14 protein-coding genes and 1 tRNA gene are annotated in these 18793 nt (G+C 60.8%); 2 read left to right on the top strand and 13 right to left on the bottom strand.

The window, feature by feature from the left end:
- Window positions 1-85 precede the first annotated feature (85 nt).
- The gene (gene infB, locus H3T89_RS03005; protein WP_198216226.1) at window positions 86-2860 is read right to left on the bottom strand and encodes a translation initiation factor IF-2; all 2775 of its coding nucleotides are present in this window, start codon (window positions 2858-2860) and stop codon (window positions 86-88) included.
- Window positions 2861-3043: 183 nt separating this feature from the next.
- Window positions 3044-4102, bottom strand: a complete 1059-nt coding sequence (gene nusA, locus H3T89_RS03010; protein WP_198203314.1) for a transcription termination factor NusA — start codon at window positions 4100-4102, stop codon at window positions 3044-3046.
- A 140-nt stretch (window positions 4103-4242) separates the two neighbouring features.
- Between nusA and H3T89_RS03015 the strand changes: the two genes are divergently transcribed.
- The gene (locus H3T89_RS03015) at window positions 4243-5055 is read left to right on the top strand and encodes a hypothetical protein (protein WP_198216227.1); all 813 of its coding nucleotides are present in this window, start codon (window positions 4243-4245) and stop codon (window positions 5053-5055) included.
- Window positions 5056-5620: 565 nt separating this feature from the next.
- Here the strand turns inward: H3T89_RS03015 and H3T89_RS03020 are convergent.
- From H3T89_RS03020 to H3T89_RS03060, 9 genes are all read right to left on the bottom strand, one after another.
- Window positions 5621-5709: transfer RNA gene (locus H3T89_RS03020), tRNA-Ser, on the bottom strand.
- 108 nt (window positions 5710-5817) lie between these two features.
- Window positions 5818-6780, bottom strand: a complete 963-nt coding sequence (locus H3T89_RS03025) for a tRNA pseudouridine synthase A (RefSeq protein WP_232348431.1) — start codon at window positions 6778-6780, stop codon at window positions 5818-5820.
- A 77-nt stretch (window positions 6781-6857) separates the two neighbouring features.
- Complete coding sequence (gene rplQ / locus H3T89_RS03030) at window positions 6858-7502, bottom strand: 50S ribosomal protein L17 (protein ID WP_198216228.1); 645 nt, start codon at window positions 7500-7502, stop codon at window positions 6858-6860.
- Window positions 7503-7628: 126 nt separating this feature from the next.
- The gene (locus H3T89_RS03035; protein WP_015022327.1) at window positions 7629-8624 is read right to left on the bottom strand and encodes a DNA-directed RNA polymerase subunit alpha; all 996 of its coding nucleotides are present in this window, start codon (window positions 8622-8624) and stop codon (window positions 7629-7631) included.
- 75 nt (window positions 8625-8699) lie between these two features.
- Complete coding sequence (gene rpsK / locus H3T89_RS03040; protein ID WP_015022328.1) at window positions 8700-9098, bottom strand: 30S ribosomal protein S11; 399 nt, start codon at window positions 9096-9098, stop codon at window positions 8700-8702.
- 87 nt (window positions 9099-9185) lie between these two features.
- The gene (rpsM, locus tag H3T89_RS03045; protein ID WP_015022329.1) at window positions 9186-9563 is read right to left on the bottom strand and encodes a 30S ribosomal protein S13; all 378 of its coding nucleotides are present in this window, start codon (window positions 9561-9563) and stop codon (window positions 9186-9188) included.
- A gap of 132 nt (window positions 9564-9695) precedes the next feature.
- Entirely contained in the window at window positions 9696-9809 is a 114-nt protein-coding gene (gene rpmJ / locus H3T89_RS03050; protein ID WP_015022330.1) for a 50S ribosomal protein L36, read from the bottom strand.
- A gap of 26 nt (window positions 9810-9835) precedes the next feature.
- Window positions 9836-10054, bottom strand: coding sequence for a translation initiation factor IF-1 (gene infA / locus H3T89_RS03055; RefSeq protein WP_015022331.1), 219 nt, complete (start codon window positions 10052-10054; stop codon window positions 9836-9838).
- Window positions 10055-10238: 184 nt separating this feature from the next.
- The gene (locus H3T89_RS03060) at window positions 10239-10700 is read right to left on the bottom strand and encodes an Hsp20/alpha crystallin family protein (RefSeq protein WP_015022332.1); all 462 of its coding nucleotides are present in this window, start codon (window positions 10698-10700) and stop codon (window positions 10239-10241) included.
- Between the two features lie 382 nt (window positions 10701-11082).
- On the opposite strand from H3T89_RS03060, the gene gdhA reads away from it, so the two are divergent.
- Window positions 11083-12429, top strand: a complete 1347-nt coding sequence (gene gdhA / locus H3T89_RS03065; protein WP_198216229.1) for an NADP-specific glutamate dehydrogenase — start codon at window positions 11083-11085, stop codon at window positions 12427-12429.
- 86 nt (window positions 12430-12515) lie between these two features.
- Here gdhA and H3T89_RS03070 read toward each other — a convergent pair whose 3' ends face one another.
- Window positions 12516-15194, bottom strand: coding sequence for a hypothetical protein (locus H3T89_RS03070; protein ID WP_198216230.1), 2679 nt, complete (start codon window positions 15192-15194; stop codon window positions 12516-12518).
- Window positions 15191-18550 carry a DUF5107 domain-containing protein gene (locus H3T89_RS03075; RefSeq protein WP_232348432.1) on the bottom strand — a complete coding sequence of 1120 codons (3360 nt, stop codon included), beginning with the start codon at window positions 18548-18550 and terminating at the stop codon, window positions 15191-15193. The genes H3T89_RS03070 and H3T89_RS03075 overlap by 4 nt, the downstream gene beginning before the upstream one ends.
- Window positions 18551-18793 lie beyond the last annotated feature (243 nt).

Here is an 18793-nt window from a genome sequence, read left to right on the forward strand (position 1 = left end):
TGGCGATCCGCCCCGGCCAGGGAGTACCCAGACCGGGGCGGATCGCCACGGGCCTTCCGACATACGGTCGGCAGGTCGACAGGCTCTACTTGCGTTCCACTTCCTGCATCTCGTAGGTCTCGATGATGTCGCCCACCTCGATGTCGTTGAAGGAGCCCAGGTTGATGCCAGCCTCGTAGCCTTCGGTCACCTCGTTGACGTCGTCCTTGAACCGGCGCAGGGAGGAGATCTCCAGATCGTTGATGGTGACCACCCCGTTGCGGGCGATGCGAGCCTTGGTGCCCCGCTTGACGGTGCCGTCCTGGACCATGACGCCCGCGATGTTGCCGAACTTGGAGGAGCGGAAGATCTCACGAATCTCGGAGTGGGAGGTGGTGACCTCTTCGTACTCCGGCTTGAGCATGCCCTTGAGCGCCGCCTCGATGTCCTCGATGGCGTTGTAGATGACCGAGTAGTACTTGATCTCCACCCCCTCGCGGTCCGCCAAATCCTGGACCTGCCGGTTGGGCCGGACGTTGAAGCCGATGATGACGGCCTTGTCGACCGTGGCCAGGTTGACGTCGTTCTGGGTGATGGCGCCCACGCCCCGGTGGATGACCTGGATCCCGACCTCGTCGGAGACCTCGATCTTCATCAGGGAGTCTTCCAGAGCCTCCACCGAACCGGAGGAGTCGCCCTTGATGACGATGTTGAGCATGTCCACCTCGGACTTGGCGAACTGCTCCTTCAGGCTCTCCAGAGAGACAACCTTGCGGCGCTTGGCCAGCTGTGCGGCGCGGGCCGAGGCCTCACGCTTCTCGGCGATCTGACGAGCGGTGCGGTCGTCGGGCGCAACCAGGAAGAGGTCGCCGGCGGTAGGCACTGAGGTAAGACCAAGCACCTGGACGGGTGTGGAAGGACCCGCAGCATCCATCTGCCGACCGTTCTCGTCCAGCATGGCGCGCACACGGCCATAGGCCGATCCGGCCACGATGGCATCGCCTACATGCAGTGTCCCCTGCTGGACCAGCACAGTGGCCACGGCTCCGCGACCCTTGTCGAGACGGGCCTCGACCGTCGCGCCACGAGCGTCCATGTCGGGGTTGGCCCGAAGGTCAAGGTCGGCATCGGCAGTCAGCAGGACGGCCTCCAGGAGCTTGTCCACGTTGGTGCCCAGCTTGGCGGAGATGTCGACGAACATGGTGTCGCCGCCGTACTCTTCGGATACCAGACCGAACTCGGTCAACTGACCGCGTACCTTCTGGGGATTGGCTCCCTCGACATCGATCTTGTTGACAGCCACCACGATGGGCACATGGGCAGCCTGGGCGTGGTTGATGGCCTCCACGGTCTGCGGCATGACGCCGTCGTCCGCGGCCACCACCAGGATGGCCACATCAGTCAGCTCGGCACCACGCGCACGCATGGCCGTAAAGGCCTCATGGCCAGGGGTGTCCAGGAAGGTGATCTTGCGATCCTCCCCGTCCAGGGTGACCGTGGCCTGGTAGGCCCCGATGCGCTGGGTGATGCCGCCGGCCTCCTGGGTGGTCGTGTTGGTCTTGCGGATGGTGTCCAACAGACGGGTCTTGCCGTGATCGACGTGGCCCATGACGGTGACCACCGGAGGCCTGGGCTGCAGGTTCTCATCATCCTGGTCCTCACGTTCTTCGTCCAGGTTGATGTCGAACTGCTGAAGGAGCTCCTTGTCCTCCTCCTCAGCGGAGACGATGCGGATCTTCCACCCAATCTCGTCGCCCAGGATTTGGAAGGTTGCCTCATCCAGGGACTGAGTGGCCGTGGCCATCTCGCCCAGGTGGAAGAGCACCGTGACCAAGGCAGCGGGGTTGACGTTGATCTTGTCGGCCAGGTCGGCCAGGGTGGCGCCCTGACGGAGCTTGACGGTACGTCCATTGCCTGCGGGGATGCGCACACCGCCGATGACAGGTGCCTTCATCTCCTGGAATTCATGCCTCTTGGCCATCCGATTCTTGCGGGCCTTGGAGGACTTGCCTCCCTGGCGACCGAAAGCCCCAGCTGCACCGCCGCGACCGCGACCACCGCGACCTGAACCGCCGCGGAAGCCGCCTGAAGGTGCCGACGAAGCGGCTCCGAAACGACCGCTACCGCCCTGATGTGTCTGCTGACCTGGACGACTATGGCCCCACTGCCCTGGACGTGCGCCCTGTCCGGTGCGTCCGCCACGGCCATTGCGGAATCCGCCCCGGCCCCTGCGTGAGTCGTTGACGGTAGGTCTGGCCATGGGATGCGGCCTGGGAATGTCTGAAGGCATAGGGGCCTTCATCCCCTGCTTGCGGCTGAAAGGATTGTTACCCGGACGAGGCGTGGATGCTCCCGGCCGCGCTCCATGACGTGCTGCTGCAGCGTTGGAGCCACCGGGACGACCGCTGTTGCGCGAGCCCTGGGGGCCGGGCCTGCCCATGGCTGAAGGCTTGGGCCCACGGGACTGGTTGCGCTGCTCATGCTCGTTGCGGTTGCCCTGGGGGGCACCGGGCTTGGGGAAGTGTCCGCCGGGACGCTGCTGGCTCCGTGAGGCGTCACCACCAGCCGAGGGCCGACGGTTCTGTCCGGGCTTTGGCCCAGGTGTGGATTGCTGCTGGGTGCCACTGGACTGCGAGCGGCCATGCTGACCCTGGCCGCTTCCATGATTAGGGCTGCCGGGGCGGGCATTTCGCGCAGCGGCCTGGCCTGCGTCGCCCTGTCCCTTCTGAGGGAAAGCGTTCTTGAGTCGACGAACCACAGGGGCCTCCACAGTGGAGGATGCGGACTTGACGAATTCGCCCATGTCCTTCAACTTCGCCAGAACAGTCTTGCTGTCTACGCCAAATTCCTTGGCCAGCTCATACACGCGTGCTTTGGGCACTTACTTTCTCCTTACCGGACCGCGCGTATGACCGGCGCGATCACTCTTTTATGACGGCGAACATATCCTGTCTCATCGTGCGACCATGATCGTGTTACCTCGTCTCTGTGCCGGGGCCGACGGCGTGAACCACCGGACTCGGGATACCGCGTCTAGCATACTCGCGTCGTCGGATGTTTGCTCTCAGGCGTCTTCACCAGCAGCCGAAGCAGATTGTGCCTGCAGCTCGCGCAATTTTTGCTGGTGGGCCTCCTCTGACTCAATGCCAATCTTCCAGCCAGTCAGCTTGGCGGCCAGACGGGCGTTCTGACCCTCTTTGCCAATGGCCAGGGAGAGCTGTGCGTCCTTGATGAAGGCAATGGCCGTACGGTTGGGCTCGCTGACGATTTGCACCTGACGAACCACAGCCGGGGACAGGGCCGCAGCTACGAATTCGGCAGGATCCTTGGACCAATCCACAATGTCGATCTTCTCAGGCCCCAGATTCTCCATGACAGCACGCACGCGAGCGCCTGCCGGCCCAATCAGCGCACCCTTGGGATTGACCCCCTTGGTGTTGGCACGGACCGCAATCTTGGTTCTGGCACCTGCCTCACGAGCAATGGCCATGATGGAGACCGCGCCGGAGACCAGCTCCGGTACCTCACGCTCAAAAAGGCGGCGAACCAGCTCGGGATGGGAACGCGACACAATAATTTCCGGCCCCTTGAGTCCACGGGAGACATTGACCACGTAGACCCGGATCCGCTGGCCGTGCCGGTAATGCTCTCCAGGCACCTGCTCGCGGCGGGGCAGAATGGCCTCGACATTATCTACTGCCACATGCACATTGCCAGGATCGCTGGCATCCTGCTGCACGACCCCAGTGATCAGATGGCCCTTCTGACCTGAGAAAGCCCCAAAGACACGCTCGTCATCGGCCTGACGGAAGAGCTGACGAATCACCTGGCGTGCCGTGGAAGCCGCCAGCCGATCGAAGTCCTTTGGCGTGTCGTCGTATTCCTCGCCCAGATCATATCCTGGTTCAGGCTCTTCAGGCGTGGGCTCGCGAGCGATCTCGTCCTGTGCCCAGATGGTAAAAGTCCCCGCACGTTCGTCCAGCTCCACCCGTGCGTGCTTGGCTGCGTGAGGCGACTTCTGGTAAGCCAGGAGAAGGGCCTCGCTCAGTGCTTGATCCAAGGTCTCGGCATCAATCCCTTGTTCGTGTGCCAGCTGATGAATCTCAGCCAGGTCCAGTTCCATGTCAAGACCTCCTATGAAGTTATTCAGACTGCGCTTCTTTTAGTCTGCAATGCCTACTATTCTAGCCTTTCATGCAGACACAGCCGGTTCCTGAATACCACGGGTGGGCGAGTCGTCGGCCGACAATCCCGGCCCGACTGATGAGAGCCGGTATCGCGGTACTTCTGCTGGCCGCAACCATTTCAGGATGCGCACCCTCGGCCGTGCACGTCAGTCAGCACGACCCTGACGATCTTCGACCTACAGCCTGCGAACAGGCATGGACGCGAGCCCGGCAGTCGGAACGGCTTCGAAAGGATCAGGCAGACAGCCGGGCTCAGGACTGGATCCAAGCGGCCCGCGAATGCCCTGCCAGACTGGATGAAGCCACGGTACACGCGGCCCAGGCTTTGACGGCTTCCCAAGGCGGGCAGACCAATCGTCAAACAGCCACGCTAAGGCTGGTCCAGACAGCACAGCGGTTGGATCCGCTGGCGAAGGCACTGCCGGTTGAATTGGCCGATCAAGCCATCATAGGTGAAGACCGTTCCGGATTCGAACTCTCGGTCCTCGCAGCCCGTACAACGGATGCCGCGTGGATGCTGACCCTAGCCGATGCGCACACTGCAGCCGCGCAGATTCTGGTCGGTCACGCCAAACATGATCCCCGGCAGGGGGTCTATCCCACCACTGATCTGCTGGCGCACCCGGATGAGTGCACGGACCCCGCCAATGGAATACAGACCTCTACCCCTGCCCTGATCGAGATCGATACGGCGCGGACCCTTTTGTCCGTCGGAAGAAAACTGAACGGGTTCTCAGGCACGATACGAACTGATACCAGTCAGAACGGAAAAAGTCGCCAGGAGGCGACATCTGCCCTGGTCGACATGATTGTGGCCCACTTGTCCATGGCCATGAACCTCGGCTACCCGGCCACATCGTCAGCCCTGCTGCAGGCACCAAAACGCTGATTTCCAATACGGACCAGCCGCCAGCAGGTTACACTGATCGCACTCGTCAGTTTTCCCATTCGTATATGTGGGCTATCCCTGCCCGTGCACGCCTGAAAACCTGGCCAAGGGTCAAAACTGATTATCAAGCAAACGAATTAGTTATTACTTACTTCAGATTTCACGAAACCTGGCAGGTGGCGTCAGGGGTTCAGGCGGTGCTAATATAGAACGTGTTCCACAGGTGTATTCCACAGGAACGCAGGGGGGTATGAACCCGTGCAATGTAGGAGGCGACCCGGTGCTGGTCATCGCATCGCCTTCTGCATTGGACGGTATTTATCTACTCAGCATCGAGAACTGAGACGAACAGCCAATGAAGGCACACGGAAGACCGGTCCTGCCTGACAATCATCAAATTGATCGAGTGCCATTCTCGCAGTTATCCAGCAAAACTGATTCCCTATGGACTGTATATCAGCAGCAATCAGGAAACCCGACTCCACGAGTGAGCCACTGCAACTTGGCAATCCGGCAATAGTACTTAAATACAGAAGGCCCCAACCGTCGGGCCGGGGCCAATAAGTGGCGGTTGAGGCGAGATTCGAACTCGCGGAGGGAGTTGCCCTCACACGCTTTCGAGGCGTGCTCCTTAGACCGCTCGGACACTCAACCATGGTCGTTGCCCGACATTGCCGAACAACAACTTTTCTATTATGCCACAGAGTCCCTACCTAGCAAACGGCGTGGCGCAGTCAGCGGTCGCCGTGAACAACCAGGCGGTCACAGTGTACGGCGGGCTCGGATGGCCTGCGCCCGTTCAGCAAGCTGGTCATCAGGCGGGTAGGCCACATGCTCCAGGGTCAGGCCCCGAGCATCTATGGGACCGGTGGAGCCTTCGCGCAGGGGGTGGGCAACCTTGTCGGCAAACCATTGGACGGACCGGCGTCCCTGGCCCACCTGAATGCAGGCCGCGACCAACGAGCGGACCATGTTATGGGCAAATGCATCGGCTACAATCCGAAAGACAGTCAACCCGGACTCCATGAAGGTCGGAAGGCATCCGACGGCAACCTGCCCCTGGGCAGTCTCGTACAGATTCACGTTGGGAACCAGGTCCCAATGTGCTGCCAGGACCTTGCGGATGGTCGTGCCACCAGGATTTGGCCTGGCAAAGGATCCGAAGTCATGCAGACCGACGCATTCCGCTGCAGCCTCGTTCATAGCTTCCAAATCCAGGCTTCCCTCCAGGTCCAACACATAGCCCCGCATACGCGGATCCCCTGGCTTATCCCCCTGGCTGACCCGATACAGGTAGGTGCGTTCCAAGGCAGAGAAACGGGCATCGAAACCCGACGGAGCGGATCTGAGACCGAGCAACACGATGTCAGCGGGCAGCAGGTGTCGAAGACGGCGTTCAAGGGCAGATACACCATCGACACCCATATGCCCCCTGCAGGACTCGAGTACAGCAACGGGAATGTCCAAGTGTGCTACCTGGTGAGATGCGTGGACCCCAGTGTCGGTCCTGCCAGCCACGACCAGCTTGGGCTCCCAGGCGACGCAGCTGTGGGAAACCTGGCCATCCGGTCTGCGGGCTCCAGTGATCACAGACAGGGCCTGTTCGACGCAGCCCTGGACTGTACGAAGCCCAGGCTGCCGGGCCCAGCCATGGAAGCCGCCACCGTCGTAGGCCAGATCCATGCGCAGCCTGACAAGGGGCATTTCCCCTTCCTGATCCTCCATCAAGACCTCCCTGGCACCAATGACAAACGGGGCCGGAGAGCCATGCTCCCCGACCCCGTCACCAGAACAAAGACCGATTACTCAGCGGCCTTCTCGGCATCTTCAGCCACATCGGCATTTTCCTCTGCCTGGGCTTCCGCCTGATCCGCCTTGTCAGCTGTCTGCTCCAGATCCTCAGCGGCCTCGTCAGCCTGGGCCACGTCCTGATCGGACTCATTGGCCTCCACGGCCTGATCGACGGCATCCTTGGCAGCACCTTCTGCGACAGCGGCATCGGTGGCTGCAGCCACCTCGGCGTTGTCATCCTTGGCGGCCACCTTGGCTGCGGATTCGGCCTCCTTGACGACGGCCTTCTTGGCCGACAGGGGCTCGGTGACCAGCTCGATCACCGCCTGCGGGGAGTTGTCCCCTCGGCGGGGAGCAATCTTGGTGATGCGGGTGTAGCCGCCCTCACGCTGCTGCATCTGTTCGGCGATCTGCGTGAACAGGATGTGGACCACGGACTTGTCACGGATGACGCGCATGACGCGACGGCGGGCGGACAGATCCCCGCGCTTGGCGAAGGTGATCAGCCGCTCGGCCAGCGGACGCAGGCGCTTGGCCTTGGGCAGGGTGGTCGTAATACGGCCGTTTGCAAAGAGGCTGGTGGCCATGTTGGCCAGCATCAGCCGCTCGTGCGCCGGGCTGGAGGCCAGACGTGGGCCCTTGCTAGGTTTTGGCATTGGATTATCTCCTTACGGCCCGGGAGGACAGGTGGGCATACGCCCGAACATCCGACTTCCCGGAATTGCTGTCAGCAGGCGACGGAACCCTTCCCCCTCGCCCGCTCATACGAAGGCTGCAATCCTTCACTCGTCGTCAGGCGAGAAGAAGGTGCCCCCCTCGAGATTATTGGTGTCGAAGCCCAGTGGGGAGGCCTTCAGCGACAGCCCCATGCCCTCAAGCTTCTCCTTGACCTCGTCGATGGACTTCATGCCGAAGTTGCGGATGTCCAGCAAATCCTGCTCGGTATGCGAGACCAGCTCACCGATGGTATGGATTCCCTCGCGCTTGAGGCAGTTGTAGGAACGCTGCGTCAGGTTCAGGTCCTCAATCGGCACGGACATCTGCGGATCGGCCTCTTCCACCACAGGCTCGGGCCCGACCTCCACGCCCTCAGCCTGAGTGTTGAGCTCGCGGCAGAGACCGAAGAGCTCGACCAGGGTCGACCCGGCGGACGCCACCGCGTCACGCGGCGAAATAGCCGGCTTGGTCTCCACATCCAGGATCAGCTTGTCGAAATCCGTGCGCTGCTCGACACGGGTGGCCTCGACCTTGTAGCTGACCTTGAGCACAGGAGAATAGATGGAATCGACCGGGATACGGCCAATCTCATCGTTGTCCTGCTTGTTGAGCTGGGCCTGGACATATCCACGACCGCGCTCCACCGTAAACTCGATCTCCAGCTCGCCATCCTCGGCCAGGGTCGCGATATGCAGATCGGGATTGGCTACGGTGACGCCGGCCGGCGGGGTGATGTCCCCGGCGGTGGCCTCGCCCTTGCCGCTCTTGCGCAAATACATGACCACAGGCTCGTCGTATTCACTGGTCAGCACGATGCCTTTGATGTTGAGCAGGATCTCAGTGACGTCCTCCTCCACACCAGGCAGCGTGGTGAACTCGTGCAGGGCACCTGAGATGCGGACCGAGGTCACAGCCGCACCGGGTATGGAGCTCAGCAGGGTACGGCGCAGGGAGTTGCCCAGGGTGTACCCGAATCCGGGCTCCAAGGGCTCGATGGTGAAACGGGAGCGCTGGGCATTGACGACTTCTTCAGTAAGAGTCGGACGCTGTGCAATAAGCACTGTTGCTATCCTTTCAGCTCCGACCGGTGGTGCACTCACCGGTCTTCGCGGGTGGATTCATGGGTTTTCTAGTGCTCAGACGCGACGGCGCTTGGGAGGACGAACGCCATTGTGTGCCTGTGGGGTCACATCAGAGATTGAACCGACCTCCAGGCCTGCGGACTGCAGGGAGCGGATGGCGGTCTCACGGCCCGAACCCGGACCCTTGACAAAGACATCCACCTTCTTGACCCCATGCTCCATGGCCTTGCGGGCTGCTGATTCCGCGGCCATGCCCGCTGCGTAGGGAGTGGACTTGCGGGAGCCCTTGAAGCCTACGTCGCCGCCCGAAGCCCAGGCCACTACAGCACCGGAAGGATCGGTGATGGAGATGATGGTGTTGTTGAATGTTGACTTGATATGCGCCTGCCCGACCGGAACCGACTTGCGATCCCGACGACGAGGCTTGCGCGCGGCCTGCTTTGCTGCTGCCATTGATCCTCGTTTCCTTGTCACGAATAACGAATAACTGATTGCTAGTGCGAACCATCGGGGACCCTCATCCCCGCTTCGCATTCGGCCTTACTTGGTCGCCTTCTTCTTTCCGGCGACAGTGCGCTTGGGTCCCTTGCGGGTGCGGGCGTTGGTCTTGGTCCGCTGGCCGCGCACGGGCAGGCCCCGGCGGTGGCGCTGGCCCTGATAGCAATTGATTTGGATCTTACGGCGAATATCAGCGTCGATCTCACGACGCAAATCACCCTCGATCTTGTAGTTTCCCTCGAGGTAATCACGCAGCGTAATGAGCTGCTCGTCCGTGAGATCCTTGACGCGGGTGTCCGGATTCACTCCGGTCGCGGCAAGTGTTTCCTTGGCGCGAGTACGCCCCACACCGAAGATGTAGGTGAGGGCTATCTCTATGCGCTTCTCGTTGGGGATGTCGACTCCGGCAAGACGTGCCATTGCGATTCCTTTTTGCTCTACGCAGGTCGTGCACCGAGTCTTCCGGTCTCCCGGCCCGGGCCTGCGCACCCGGGGTTCAGCCTATCGGCTGTGACTCAGCGCCTTTGGTGTTCGTTGCCGCTGGGAATCCGCTCAGCCCTGGCGCTGCTTGTGGCGTGGGTTTTTGCAGATCACCATGACGCGGCCGTGACGACGAATCACGCGGCAGTTCTCGCAGATTCTCTTCACACTAGGGCTGACCTTCATGGTTTTCCTTTGCTTGTGTACCTTAGTTACTTGTACCGGTACGTAATCCGTCCGCGGTTCAGATCATAGGGGCTCATTTCGAGCACCACCCGATCCTGGGGCAGAATGCGGATGTAGTTCTTGCGCATCTTGCCGGAAATGGTGGCCAGCACCAGGTGCTTGTTCTCGAGCTCGACGCGGAACATCGCATTCGGGAGGGCCTCGACCACACGCCCTTCCACCTCGATCACACCATCTTTTGCCATAAGCCTTCTATCCGATCCTCGGCCGGTTACACAGCGCATCGAAAGACACGCCAAATGGCAAGTATAGCATTGATGGACCCAAAATTGGGCAATAGCGTGTTGACACGACAAAAGGGCCGTCTGAACGGCTGTCGCTCAATCAGTATAGCAGTCGTTCAGGCGGTCCGGTAAGGATCCGAATCCCTCAGTCCTCGATGGCGATGTTCTGCGTATTGTCAGCCGGTTCGATGCTGGTCTTGGGCAGGGTCACCTCCAGGGTGCCGTTGGCATAGTGGGCATGTATGTCCTCCTGGCGGACCTTGTCGCCCACATAGAAGCTGCGGGAGCAGGATCCTGTGTAGCGCTCACGCCGGATCCACCGTCCCTGATCGTCCTTGTCGCCCTGGTCACTGTTCTTCTGGGCAGAGACAATCAGGTAGCCGTCCTCCAGACGCAGGCCGATGTCCTGCTTGTCGAAGCCCGGCATGTCGATGGAGAGCTGGTACTGCCCGTCCTTCTCACGCACATCCGTATTCATCAAGGGGCTGTTCAGCGCGTTCTTGGGGCCCTGGCCCTGCCGACGCCCGTCACGCCAGTTGTTGAAGAAGGGATCATCGAAGAAGTCGCCGAAGATCGAATTGTTCATCAATGCGGGAAACATAGCCATAATCACATCTCCTGATTCTCTAAGTCATAGTTTCTGCGGACCGAAACCCCAGGTGGACATCCTGACCTGTCCTCCCGGGCTCCCTGCCCTTCACTTTGTCCAAACCGCGGACCCCGGTTTCCATGCCCGATGTTCACCCAAGGAATAAAAGTTGAGTCTTGGTGACTCAACTTTTGTAAACAGTCCTGTTTTTCGTCCTTGTCCTCTCACTCTTCGGGCCTTGAATGACCACATGTCAGACGTTACGGGCCAAAATTCTTGTGACGCGACTTTGAGGCATTTACCATAGGATAAGATTCCGCCAGCCCCCGTAGGCTCTTGAGGGCGGACCCAATCCCATGTGGACCGGACGGACCGGCCATTCCTAGTCAAAGGAGCTCAGATGCTCACCAACGAATACATCAAGCGCGTCTACCAGCAGGTTGAGAAGCGCGACGGCGACCAGCCGGAATTTCTGCAGGCTGTTCGCGAGGTTTTCTCCAGCCTGGAACCTGTGGTGGAGCGGCATCCCGAGTATGAGGTCAACGGCGTGCTGGAGCGCCTGGTCGAGCCCGAGCGTGCAGTCAAGTTCCGAGTGGCCTGGACCGACGACCAAGGCCATGTTCAGGTCAACCGCGGCTACAGGATCCAATTCAATTCAGCCATCGGCCCCTACAAGGGCGGCCTGCGCTTCCACCCGACCGTGACCGAGTCGGTCATCAAGTTCCTGGGCTTCGAGCAGATCCTGAAGAATTCGCTGACCGGACTGCCCATGGGCGGTGCCAAGGGAGGATCCGACTTCGACCCCAAGGGCCGTTCGGATGCCGAGGTCATGCGCTTCTGCCAGGCCTTCATGACTGAGTTGCAGCGCCACATCGGACAGTTCACCGACGTGCCTGCCGGCGACATCAATGTTGGATCGCGCGAAATCGGCTACCTGTTCGGCCAGTACAAGAGAATTCGCGACGAGTACTCGGGCGTGCTGACAGGCAAGGACCTGACCTTCGGCGGCTCCCTGGCCAGGACCGAGGCCACAGGTTACGGACTGTGCTACTACACCCAGGAGGCCCTGCAGACGTTGCGCAAGGACTCCTTCCAGGGCAAGACCGTCGTCATCTCCGGTTCAGGCAATGTGGCCATCTTCGCCACCGAAAAGGCCCAACAGCTGGGTGCCAAGGTGGTGACGGCATCCGACTCCAACGGATACGTCTACGATCCCAACGGAATTGACCTGGACGTCGTCAAGGACATCAAGCTGGGTCACCGCGGCAGAATTCGCGAGTATGCGGACCGTGTGGATTCCGCTGAGTACCACGAGGGCTGCAAGGGCGTCTGGACTGTGCCCTGCGACATCGCCCTGCCCTGCGCAACGCAGAACGAAATCGATGAGGAATCCGCAAAGACCCTGGTCGCCAACGGATGCACCGTGGTCTGCGAGGGCGCCAACATGCCCTCCACCCCCGAGGCCATCCAGGTCTACCAGGACAACAAGGTGCTCTACGGGCCCGCCAAAGCCGCCAATGCCGGCGGCGTGGCGGTCTCCGGTCTGGAGATGAGCCAGAACTCGCTGCGCCTGCAGTGGACCTTCGACGAGGTGGACCAGCGACTCAAGGACATTATGACCGGGATCTTCCAGAAGTCCTACCAGGCCTCCAAGGAATACGGGCATGAGGGCGACCTGATGCTGGGCGCCAACGTGGCCGGATTCACCAAGGTGGCCGATGCCATGGTGGCCCAGGGCATCCTCTGAAATAGGCTCTAGATAGATAAATAAGGGGTCCGACCTGCATCCTCTGCAGGTCGGACCCCTTATTGCGCTTCAGCAGAAAACAGGACTCAGGCGACCAGCTGCCCGATGACCTCGGGCTCAATCCTCTGGCCCGGGTTGAAATCCTCGGAGCCCAGATACCGGTAGATGCTGGCCTGAAGGGCCCGGGCCTCCGGATATTCGGTCAGATTCTGCAAGCCCATGGAGGAGAGCAGAAGCCGGCCTTTCCCGCAGCGGCATTCCAACAGCTGTGTCATGGGTCGCAGGTAGGCGTAGCTGTCCATCTCGGTGATGATGGACTGGTAGCGCTCAGGCAGGATGATGGCCCGCTGGGTGGCCATGGGCCACCACTGCCAGTCAGTGTGCGATTCAGTCGGGAAATCAGCGAAAATAGGGTGATCAGCCTGGATGAACTGCCCCATGGTACCGCTCTGGTCCTTGAACGTCCCTACTGACCAGAAGTCCGTTGAGAAGTGGGCCTGAACGGATCTGGGCAGGGACTGGGCCGTGGAGTCGGGACTCAGATAGACCGTGCCCCCCTGATCAAGGACCCGACGTGCCTGCTGGTCGAACCTCCTGGTCTCGTACAAGCCGTCCGGTCGGCCAGGCTGGCTGTCCTGGTAGACCCAGATCGGATAGACGTTGGTCACGCCGTCAATCTCCAGACTCAGACGGCAGCGTTGGCTGCCTCGAATGCCATTCAGGGGCAGTTCGAAGGCTCCCAGATCAGTCAGCTTGCCCACCGGGCAGGTGACCTTGGGGAAGACATGCTCCAGATCAACCCCCTGGCCCTGCAACCGCAGCCGTAGATCACCCTGCAGCGCGCACCGGCCGTAGTTGGCCACCTTGACCGCCCCTGAGAGCTCCTCCCGGCTGGTATAGGCATAGCGGCCCATGACAGCCAACGGCAACTGGTCCGTGAAGAAGGACCGGAAGCGTTCAGGGCGGGCGAAAGGAAAACGCTTGGGGTGCAGATGGGCATCCATCATGCCCACCAGAGCCGTGCCCTGCCCGGGAAAATCCTGAAGACCCAGCAACGAAAGCCCCGACATGGAGGGTGTCCGCAGGACGGACTCCACCTCCTCCCGGTAGCAGATCCGCGACAGTTCTCCTGTAGCGGCCACCCAGTCCAGCCAGGTGCTCTGATCCAGGCCAGATTCACGGACCCTGTCACGGATCATTGCGTAATTGTCAGGACGGGTGACCCCGGTGAACTCCTCGATCTCTCGGAAGTCCGGCAGCACCTCATACTGGCCGACCTCGAAGCCGTAGACCGGCACCTTGCACTCTTTGCGCACTGCCTGCATGGAATCCTCGAAATTGTGGGCAGTGCCCGGATGAACTGCGTTGGTGGACCCACGCATGTCGGCGAAGCAGCAGCGCAGGTCGTGGCCCTTGTAGAACTCGGAGGTATAAATCTCGTTGCAGTCGTCGCTGCCAAGCTGACCATAGTGCGGGTTGGAGGAGTTGGCATAGAGCCGGGTGTCGTCAATGCCTCGTGCATCCTCTATCAGCTGAGCCATGCGCTCGTGGCCGGTCGCATCAGCCCACAGCTCGTTGCCCAGGGTAAGCATGACGAAGGAGGGATGGTTGGCCAGGAAGAGCAGTGTCTGCTCAAGTTCGGTGCGATAGTAGCGATAACTGACATCCTCCTGGAAGGCATGATGGCAGTCCCAGTGGGAGAGCTCGGGCTGCATCATCATCCCCATCCGGTCTGCTGCGATGAAGGCCGCCTCGGGCGGGCAGTGCGAATGGAAGCGGACCACATTCACTCCGTATGACCGGTAGGCCTCCAGAATGCGAATCCAGGAGCCCACGTCCATGGGCGGGAAACCGGTCTGCGGAAACTCAGCGCAATTGGCCTCGCCACGCAGAAAGAAGGCCCTGCCGTTCAGAGTCAGTCTCCCCTGCTCATCGGCTGCGAAGTCGCGGATGCCGAAATCCGTGCTGACCCGAGAGAGCACCCTGGATCCGTCCGGTGTCAGGAGTTCAACTGTTATTTCGTGCAGACAGCCCTGGTATTCGTCCCAGCGATCCGCATGGGCATCAAGCGGCAGATCTGGCCAGGTCAGTGTTCGCCGCCCAGGTTCCAGATCTGCAGCGACCTCCAGAGGTTGGGCCAGCGCGTCTGAAGAAACCCTCAAGCGACCATGGAATCCTTGGCGCGAATCCACGTCAGCCTTTACGATCAGCACATCGCCATGGGGGTAGGCACGAATGCCATCCAGGAAGGTGTCCTCCTCCACACGCAGGCCGATGTTTCCCAGAAGCCCGTTCCAGTTGGTCTGGGTGTGATCAGTGGCGGTCGAGGAATCCAGGATTGCGTCGTGGGGCATGCCTTGGTAGGCGTTGTCGGAATCCACCTGCAACAGGTCATCGCCCGTCAGTAGTCCAGTCAGCTCGAAGACATGCGGGGTGTTCAAGGTCTGAGGACGGTAGGGTTCAGCCAGACGTTCACCGACCCTGACCTCCAGGCGGCGAGCGCGCTCCAGCTCGAAGAAGACCCTCTGCCCAGGCTGCGGAGACCATCTAATCCGTCGGGATAGCCTGACCGTTCCTTCAAAGGTATGCCGCCTGGTCAGCCGAGAGCCGATTGGGCCGGGCTTGCCGCTGCCATAGGTAGCGGACAGCTCCTGATCATCATGTCCGAGTCCGTTGGTGTCCAGCGTACCTGGCAACAGGACGGTTCCCTGCAGCTGAGACGGGGACTGAACCCGCCAGGCTCCAGTCAATGCAACCTCAATCATGCTTTCCTCCCGGTAAGAAGTGTTCTGTGGTCCAACTCGTCAGTGAACAACCCGGCCTGAATATGTCCGGCGTCCAGTTCCAGCACCTGCTTCAGGCACTCCCGAGCCTGGGCGATCTGCCCTGTGCCGATGCGTGCCAGAGCCATCAGGTAGAGGCAGTGAACCCGGTTCATGCGGGTATAGTCCGCATCGAAGGTCAGGAAGTCAGGCAGGGAGACTGCGAAGTAATCTTTTTCCGCATGGTCATCCAAATGCTGCTCGCCGAAGTCCAGCAGCCGGTAGAAGCAGGCATTTGCCGGACCCTGCTCGCCAAGGGCCTGATGGGCCAGTCCCTGGAAGAGGACCATCTCGGCGGGTTGGTCGTTGTAGTAGAGCGACTCTCCCACCTGCCCGGAGCCCAGGCAGGCCTGACGGAACTCCTGATCCGCAGACTCCTTGTCACCTGCCGCTCGTCTGACCAGCCCAAGGTAGTAGTGAAGATCGTTGTCCTTCTGACCTTCCAGCTTGCCTTCGCCCAGGTTCTCCGGATAGCTCATGGCTCGCTCCAGCAGATCTGCGGCACGGCCCCAGTCCTGGGCCGCCATGGCATCCTTGGCCATCAGCTTCAGGGAGATTCGGTATTGGGCGGTGATCTTGCCTTCGCCGCCCTCCCAAGGGTGGAAGCGTCGGCTGCTCATCAGCCGATAGGCCTGTTCGTAGCTGCCGGTCTGGTTCAGCAGGCTCAGGTATTCGATATAGAGATCGTCCCTGCATGACACAACCTCTGGATGCTTCTCAAATTCAGTCAGTCGACGGGCAAAGCTCCAGCCCATCAGCCGATGAAGCTGATCCCGCTCCAGAAAGACCCTGGCATCTTCGGGATCCAACCGGCAGGCGGTCTCGATCTCCCGCTCGGCGGCTTGCCAGTCGTGTCGCTTGTTGCCGTAGGCGATGGCCAGGTTGCGGTGAACAGTGGCGAAGTCGGGATCCAATCGCCTGGAATGCTCCCAAAGCTTGATGGCCCGGTCCGTCAGAGACTTGTCGTAGTAGAGGCAGCCCAGATAATAGGCTGCCTTGGGACCATCGACCAGAGTCATGGCCATGCGCAGGGGGGCTATATCATCCAGGGAATTGGGGAAGCAGTAGTCCGAAGGCGCAGCCTCGGCGGCCTGGAAGGCCTGAAGGGCCTGATCTTCTCGACCCAGCAGGTACAGATACCAGCCTTGATAATACCGGATCATGGGCTGGTGCTGATCGGCTTGGCCCAGTAGTTGCAGCGCCTCCTCATAGGCGCCGAAGGCAGCGTAGTCACGGGCAGTCCGCAGCAGATTGAGGTAATCCCCACGCATCAGTCCGGACAGCTCGTCCGGATCACCGCCTGCCAAGACCCGCTCGTAGCCGGATACGAAGTCGAACCGATCCAGAACCAGGTTCTCGCTGACCACTTGGTCCGCCTGATCCTGCCTGCCCAGCCGGCGCAGCAGATAGGCCTTGAGTCCGCGAGCCCGGATGTTGTCGGTGTTGCGGGTCAAAGCGCGCTGGACAAAGTCCAATGCCTGTTCCAGCTGGCCGCGACAGGTCGCGATGCAGGCCAGGCAGAAGAAGCCCCGTTCCTTTTGGGCATCGTCCCAGGTGGCCTTGTAGAAGGCGTCATAGGCCTGATCCGTTCGTCCTTGATAGCTCAAGGCGAGACCCAGATTGTAATGAGCCTCGGAATCATAGGGTTGGCTGTTGCGCCAGGTCAACCGCTTGATGGCTCTGCGGAAGTGCTGCTCGGCTCCGGCGAAGTCGCCGCGTCGAAGCAGAAGTCGGCCGTAGGCGTTGTTGATGCGCGCATCGCCCGGGTCACGCTTGAGCCCCTCCAGGTAGTAAGGATCAGGCCGGTAGGTGGCATGGCGGTACTGCTCCAGGTGCAGACCGGTCAGCAACAGTTCCTCGTTGGTGCCTATACGCTCAGGCCGATCGGCAGCCTGTGCCGGCTCGGGAATCCTGCCTCCGGCGGGTGGCTGCGGACGATAGCTTACCAGGAGCCGCCCTTGCGCATCCTCCACTCGGGCTGTCAGTGCTGTGGCCGGACGATCACCGGTCTCGAATTCGGCCCTGACCTGATTGTCCGGGCCAAGGGTGCCCTGCCACTGGTAAAGGATGGCCCCGTCATCGGCACAGATCCGGATCCGCGCTTCCTTTTGAAGCCGTGTGGCGTAGACGGTGATTCGCCCTTGCCCAGCCTTCAGCCCCTGAGCCTCGATCCCCTCACGCTCGCCGGCAGCCCCGAAGGTCTGCTCGGGACCAACTTCCAGGTTGAGGGCCGCATCCACACTGGCATTCTTGACCAGCCCCACCTGCTTGTAGGGCATGAAGTACTGGGTGAAGGTCTTGCCCTCGTAGGGCTTGAGCCAGGTGAAGTCAGGCTGGTTGTCGGTGAAGACCCCGGTCATCAGCTCCACGTAGGGGCCGTCGGCATCGGTCAGATTGCGGTCCCAGGCGTGGCCGAAGTCCCCGCAACCCCAGGTCCACTGCTTCTTGCCCGGGGAGATGTGATGGTCAGCCACATGCAGAATGCCCGCCTGCCGGGAGAAATCGTAGCCGCCGACGAAGTCATAGTCCGAATGAGCCGCCATATATGAGGTCGGCACCGGCACGTTCTTGTAGCGGCTGATATCCACTCCTTGGGAGTAGTCGTGTTTGTAGTAGGTACCCGTGGCGATGGGATAGCGGGAGACGTCGCGCTTGCCGTGGTCCATGACCGCAGTGACATCGGGTGGCATGACGGTCCTGGTATGTTCGTTGACCGCCACTGCCGGATTGGCCCACCAGAGGAAGGATTGAGGCAGGGGCGTGCCGTTGTAGAGCCGGGCGGAGATTTCGATGACGCTGACCCCGGGATGCAGGGCGATGGTGGTGGTGACCTGGGTGCCGTAAATGCGGTCGGTATCGTGGCAGACCACCGCCTTGCCACCGTCCGGCAGGTCCTTCAGCGTACAGTCCACCGGAAGGAAGGTGCTGGGCCGGTGATGCTGCGGCCAGTTGAACTCGATGCCCCCCGAGATCCAGGGACCGGTCAGGCCTACTAGGGCAGGTTTGATGACCCGGTTGCGGTAGACGAAGTCATAGTCGTTGGTCTTGTCCCGGGCATACTGGATGCGTCCGCCCAGTTCGGGCAGGACGGTCACCTCGAGGTATTCATTCTCCAGGATGACCGCCTTGTAGTCCTGATCCTTGCATTCGTCCGAGATGGTCTCGATGACCGGGTAGGGATAGACCCGTCCCGAAGAGCCCTGGTAGACTCGGTTTTCAATAAATTGCGGATTCTTGTCCGGTTTTCCAATCCCGTAGGTGGGAATCGCAAGCTCTGTGACCTTCACTGTGACGCCCATGGTCATCAGCCCCTTGTCTGCTCAGCAAAACTGTATATATTTGCTCTCAGTCTAGAATCGGAATCGGCCCTTGGAACCGCATAAATTGTTTGAAAGTATTAAAAAATTGCTACTAAATTGATATGACTGACCAGTGACTTCCGGCTCGGGGCGAATGCCGAAATGGGCGGATGCATACACATGAAAGGAGGTCGGCCCATCAAGGACCGACCTCCTAGGCTGACGTTCACTTAATCCCGGATC

The organism is Bifidobacterium sp. W8114 (genome assembly GCF_016101165.1).
Classification (GTDB): domain Bacteria; phylum Actinomycetota; class Actinomycetes; order Actinomycetales; family Bifidobacteriaceae; genus Bombiscardovia; species Bombiscardovia asteroides.

Bases quoted from the DNA above. Each gene is read 5' to 3' on its own strand.
- infA (WP_015022331.1), bottom strand. From the start codon at position 10,054: ATGGCAAAAGATGGTGTGATCGAGGTGGAAGGGCGTGTGGTCGAGGCC.
- rpmJ (WP_015022330.1), bottom strand. From the start codon at position 9,809: ATGAAGGTCAGCCCTAGTGTGAAGAGAATCTGCGAGAACTGCCGCGTG.
- H3T89_RS03075 (WP_232348432.1), bottom strand. From the start codon at position 18,550: ATGGGCGTCACAGTGAAGGTCACAGAGCTTGCGATTCCCACCTACGGG.
- rpsM (WP_015022329.1), bottom strand. From the start codon at position 9,563: ATGGCACGTCTTGCCGGAGTCGACATCCCCAACGAGAAGCGCATAGAG.
- nusA (WP_198203314.1), bottom strand. From the start codon at position 4,102: ATGGAACTGGACCTGGCTGAGATTCATCAGCTGGCACACGAACAAGGG.
- H3T89_RS03060 (WP_015022332.1), bottom strand. From the start codon at position 10,700: ATGGCTATGTTTCCCGCATTGATGAACAATTCGATCTTCGGCGACTTC.
- H3T89_RS03025 (WP_232348431.1), bottom strand. From the start codon at position 6,780: ATGGAGGATCAGGAAGGGGAAATGCCCCTTGTCAGGCTGCGCATGGAT.
- gdhA (WP_198216229.1), top strand. From the start codon at position 11,083: ATGCTCACCAACGAATACATCAAGCGCGTCTACCAGCAGGTTGAGAAG.
- H3T89_RS03070 (WP_198216230.1), bottom strand. From the start codon at position 15,194: ATGATTGAGGTTGCATTGACTGGAGCCTGGCGGGTTCAGTCCCCGTCT.
- H3T89_RS03015 (WP_198216227.1), top strand. From the start codon at position 4,243: ATGAGAGCCGGTATCGCGGTACTTCTGCTGGCCGCAACCATTTCAGGA.
- rplQ (WP_198216228.1), bottom strand. From the start codon at position 7,502: ATGCCAAAACCTAGCAAGGGCCCACGTCTGGCCTCCAGCCCGGCGCAC.
- rpsK (WP_015022328.1), bottom strand. From the start codon at position 9,098: ATGGCAGCAGCAAAGCAGGCCGCGCGCAAGCCTCGTCGTCGGGATCGC.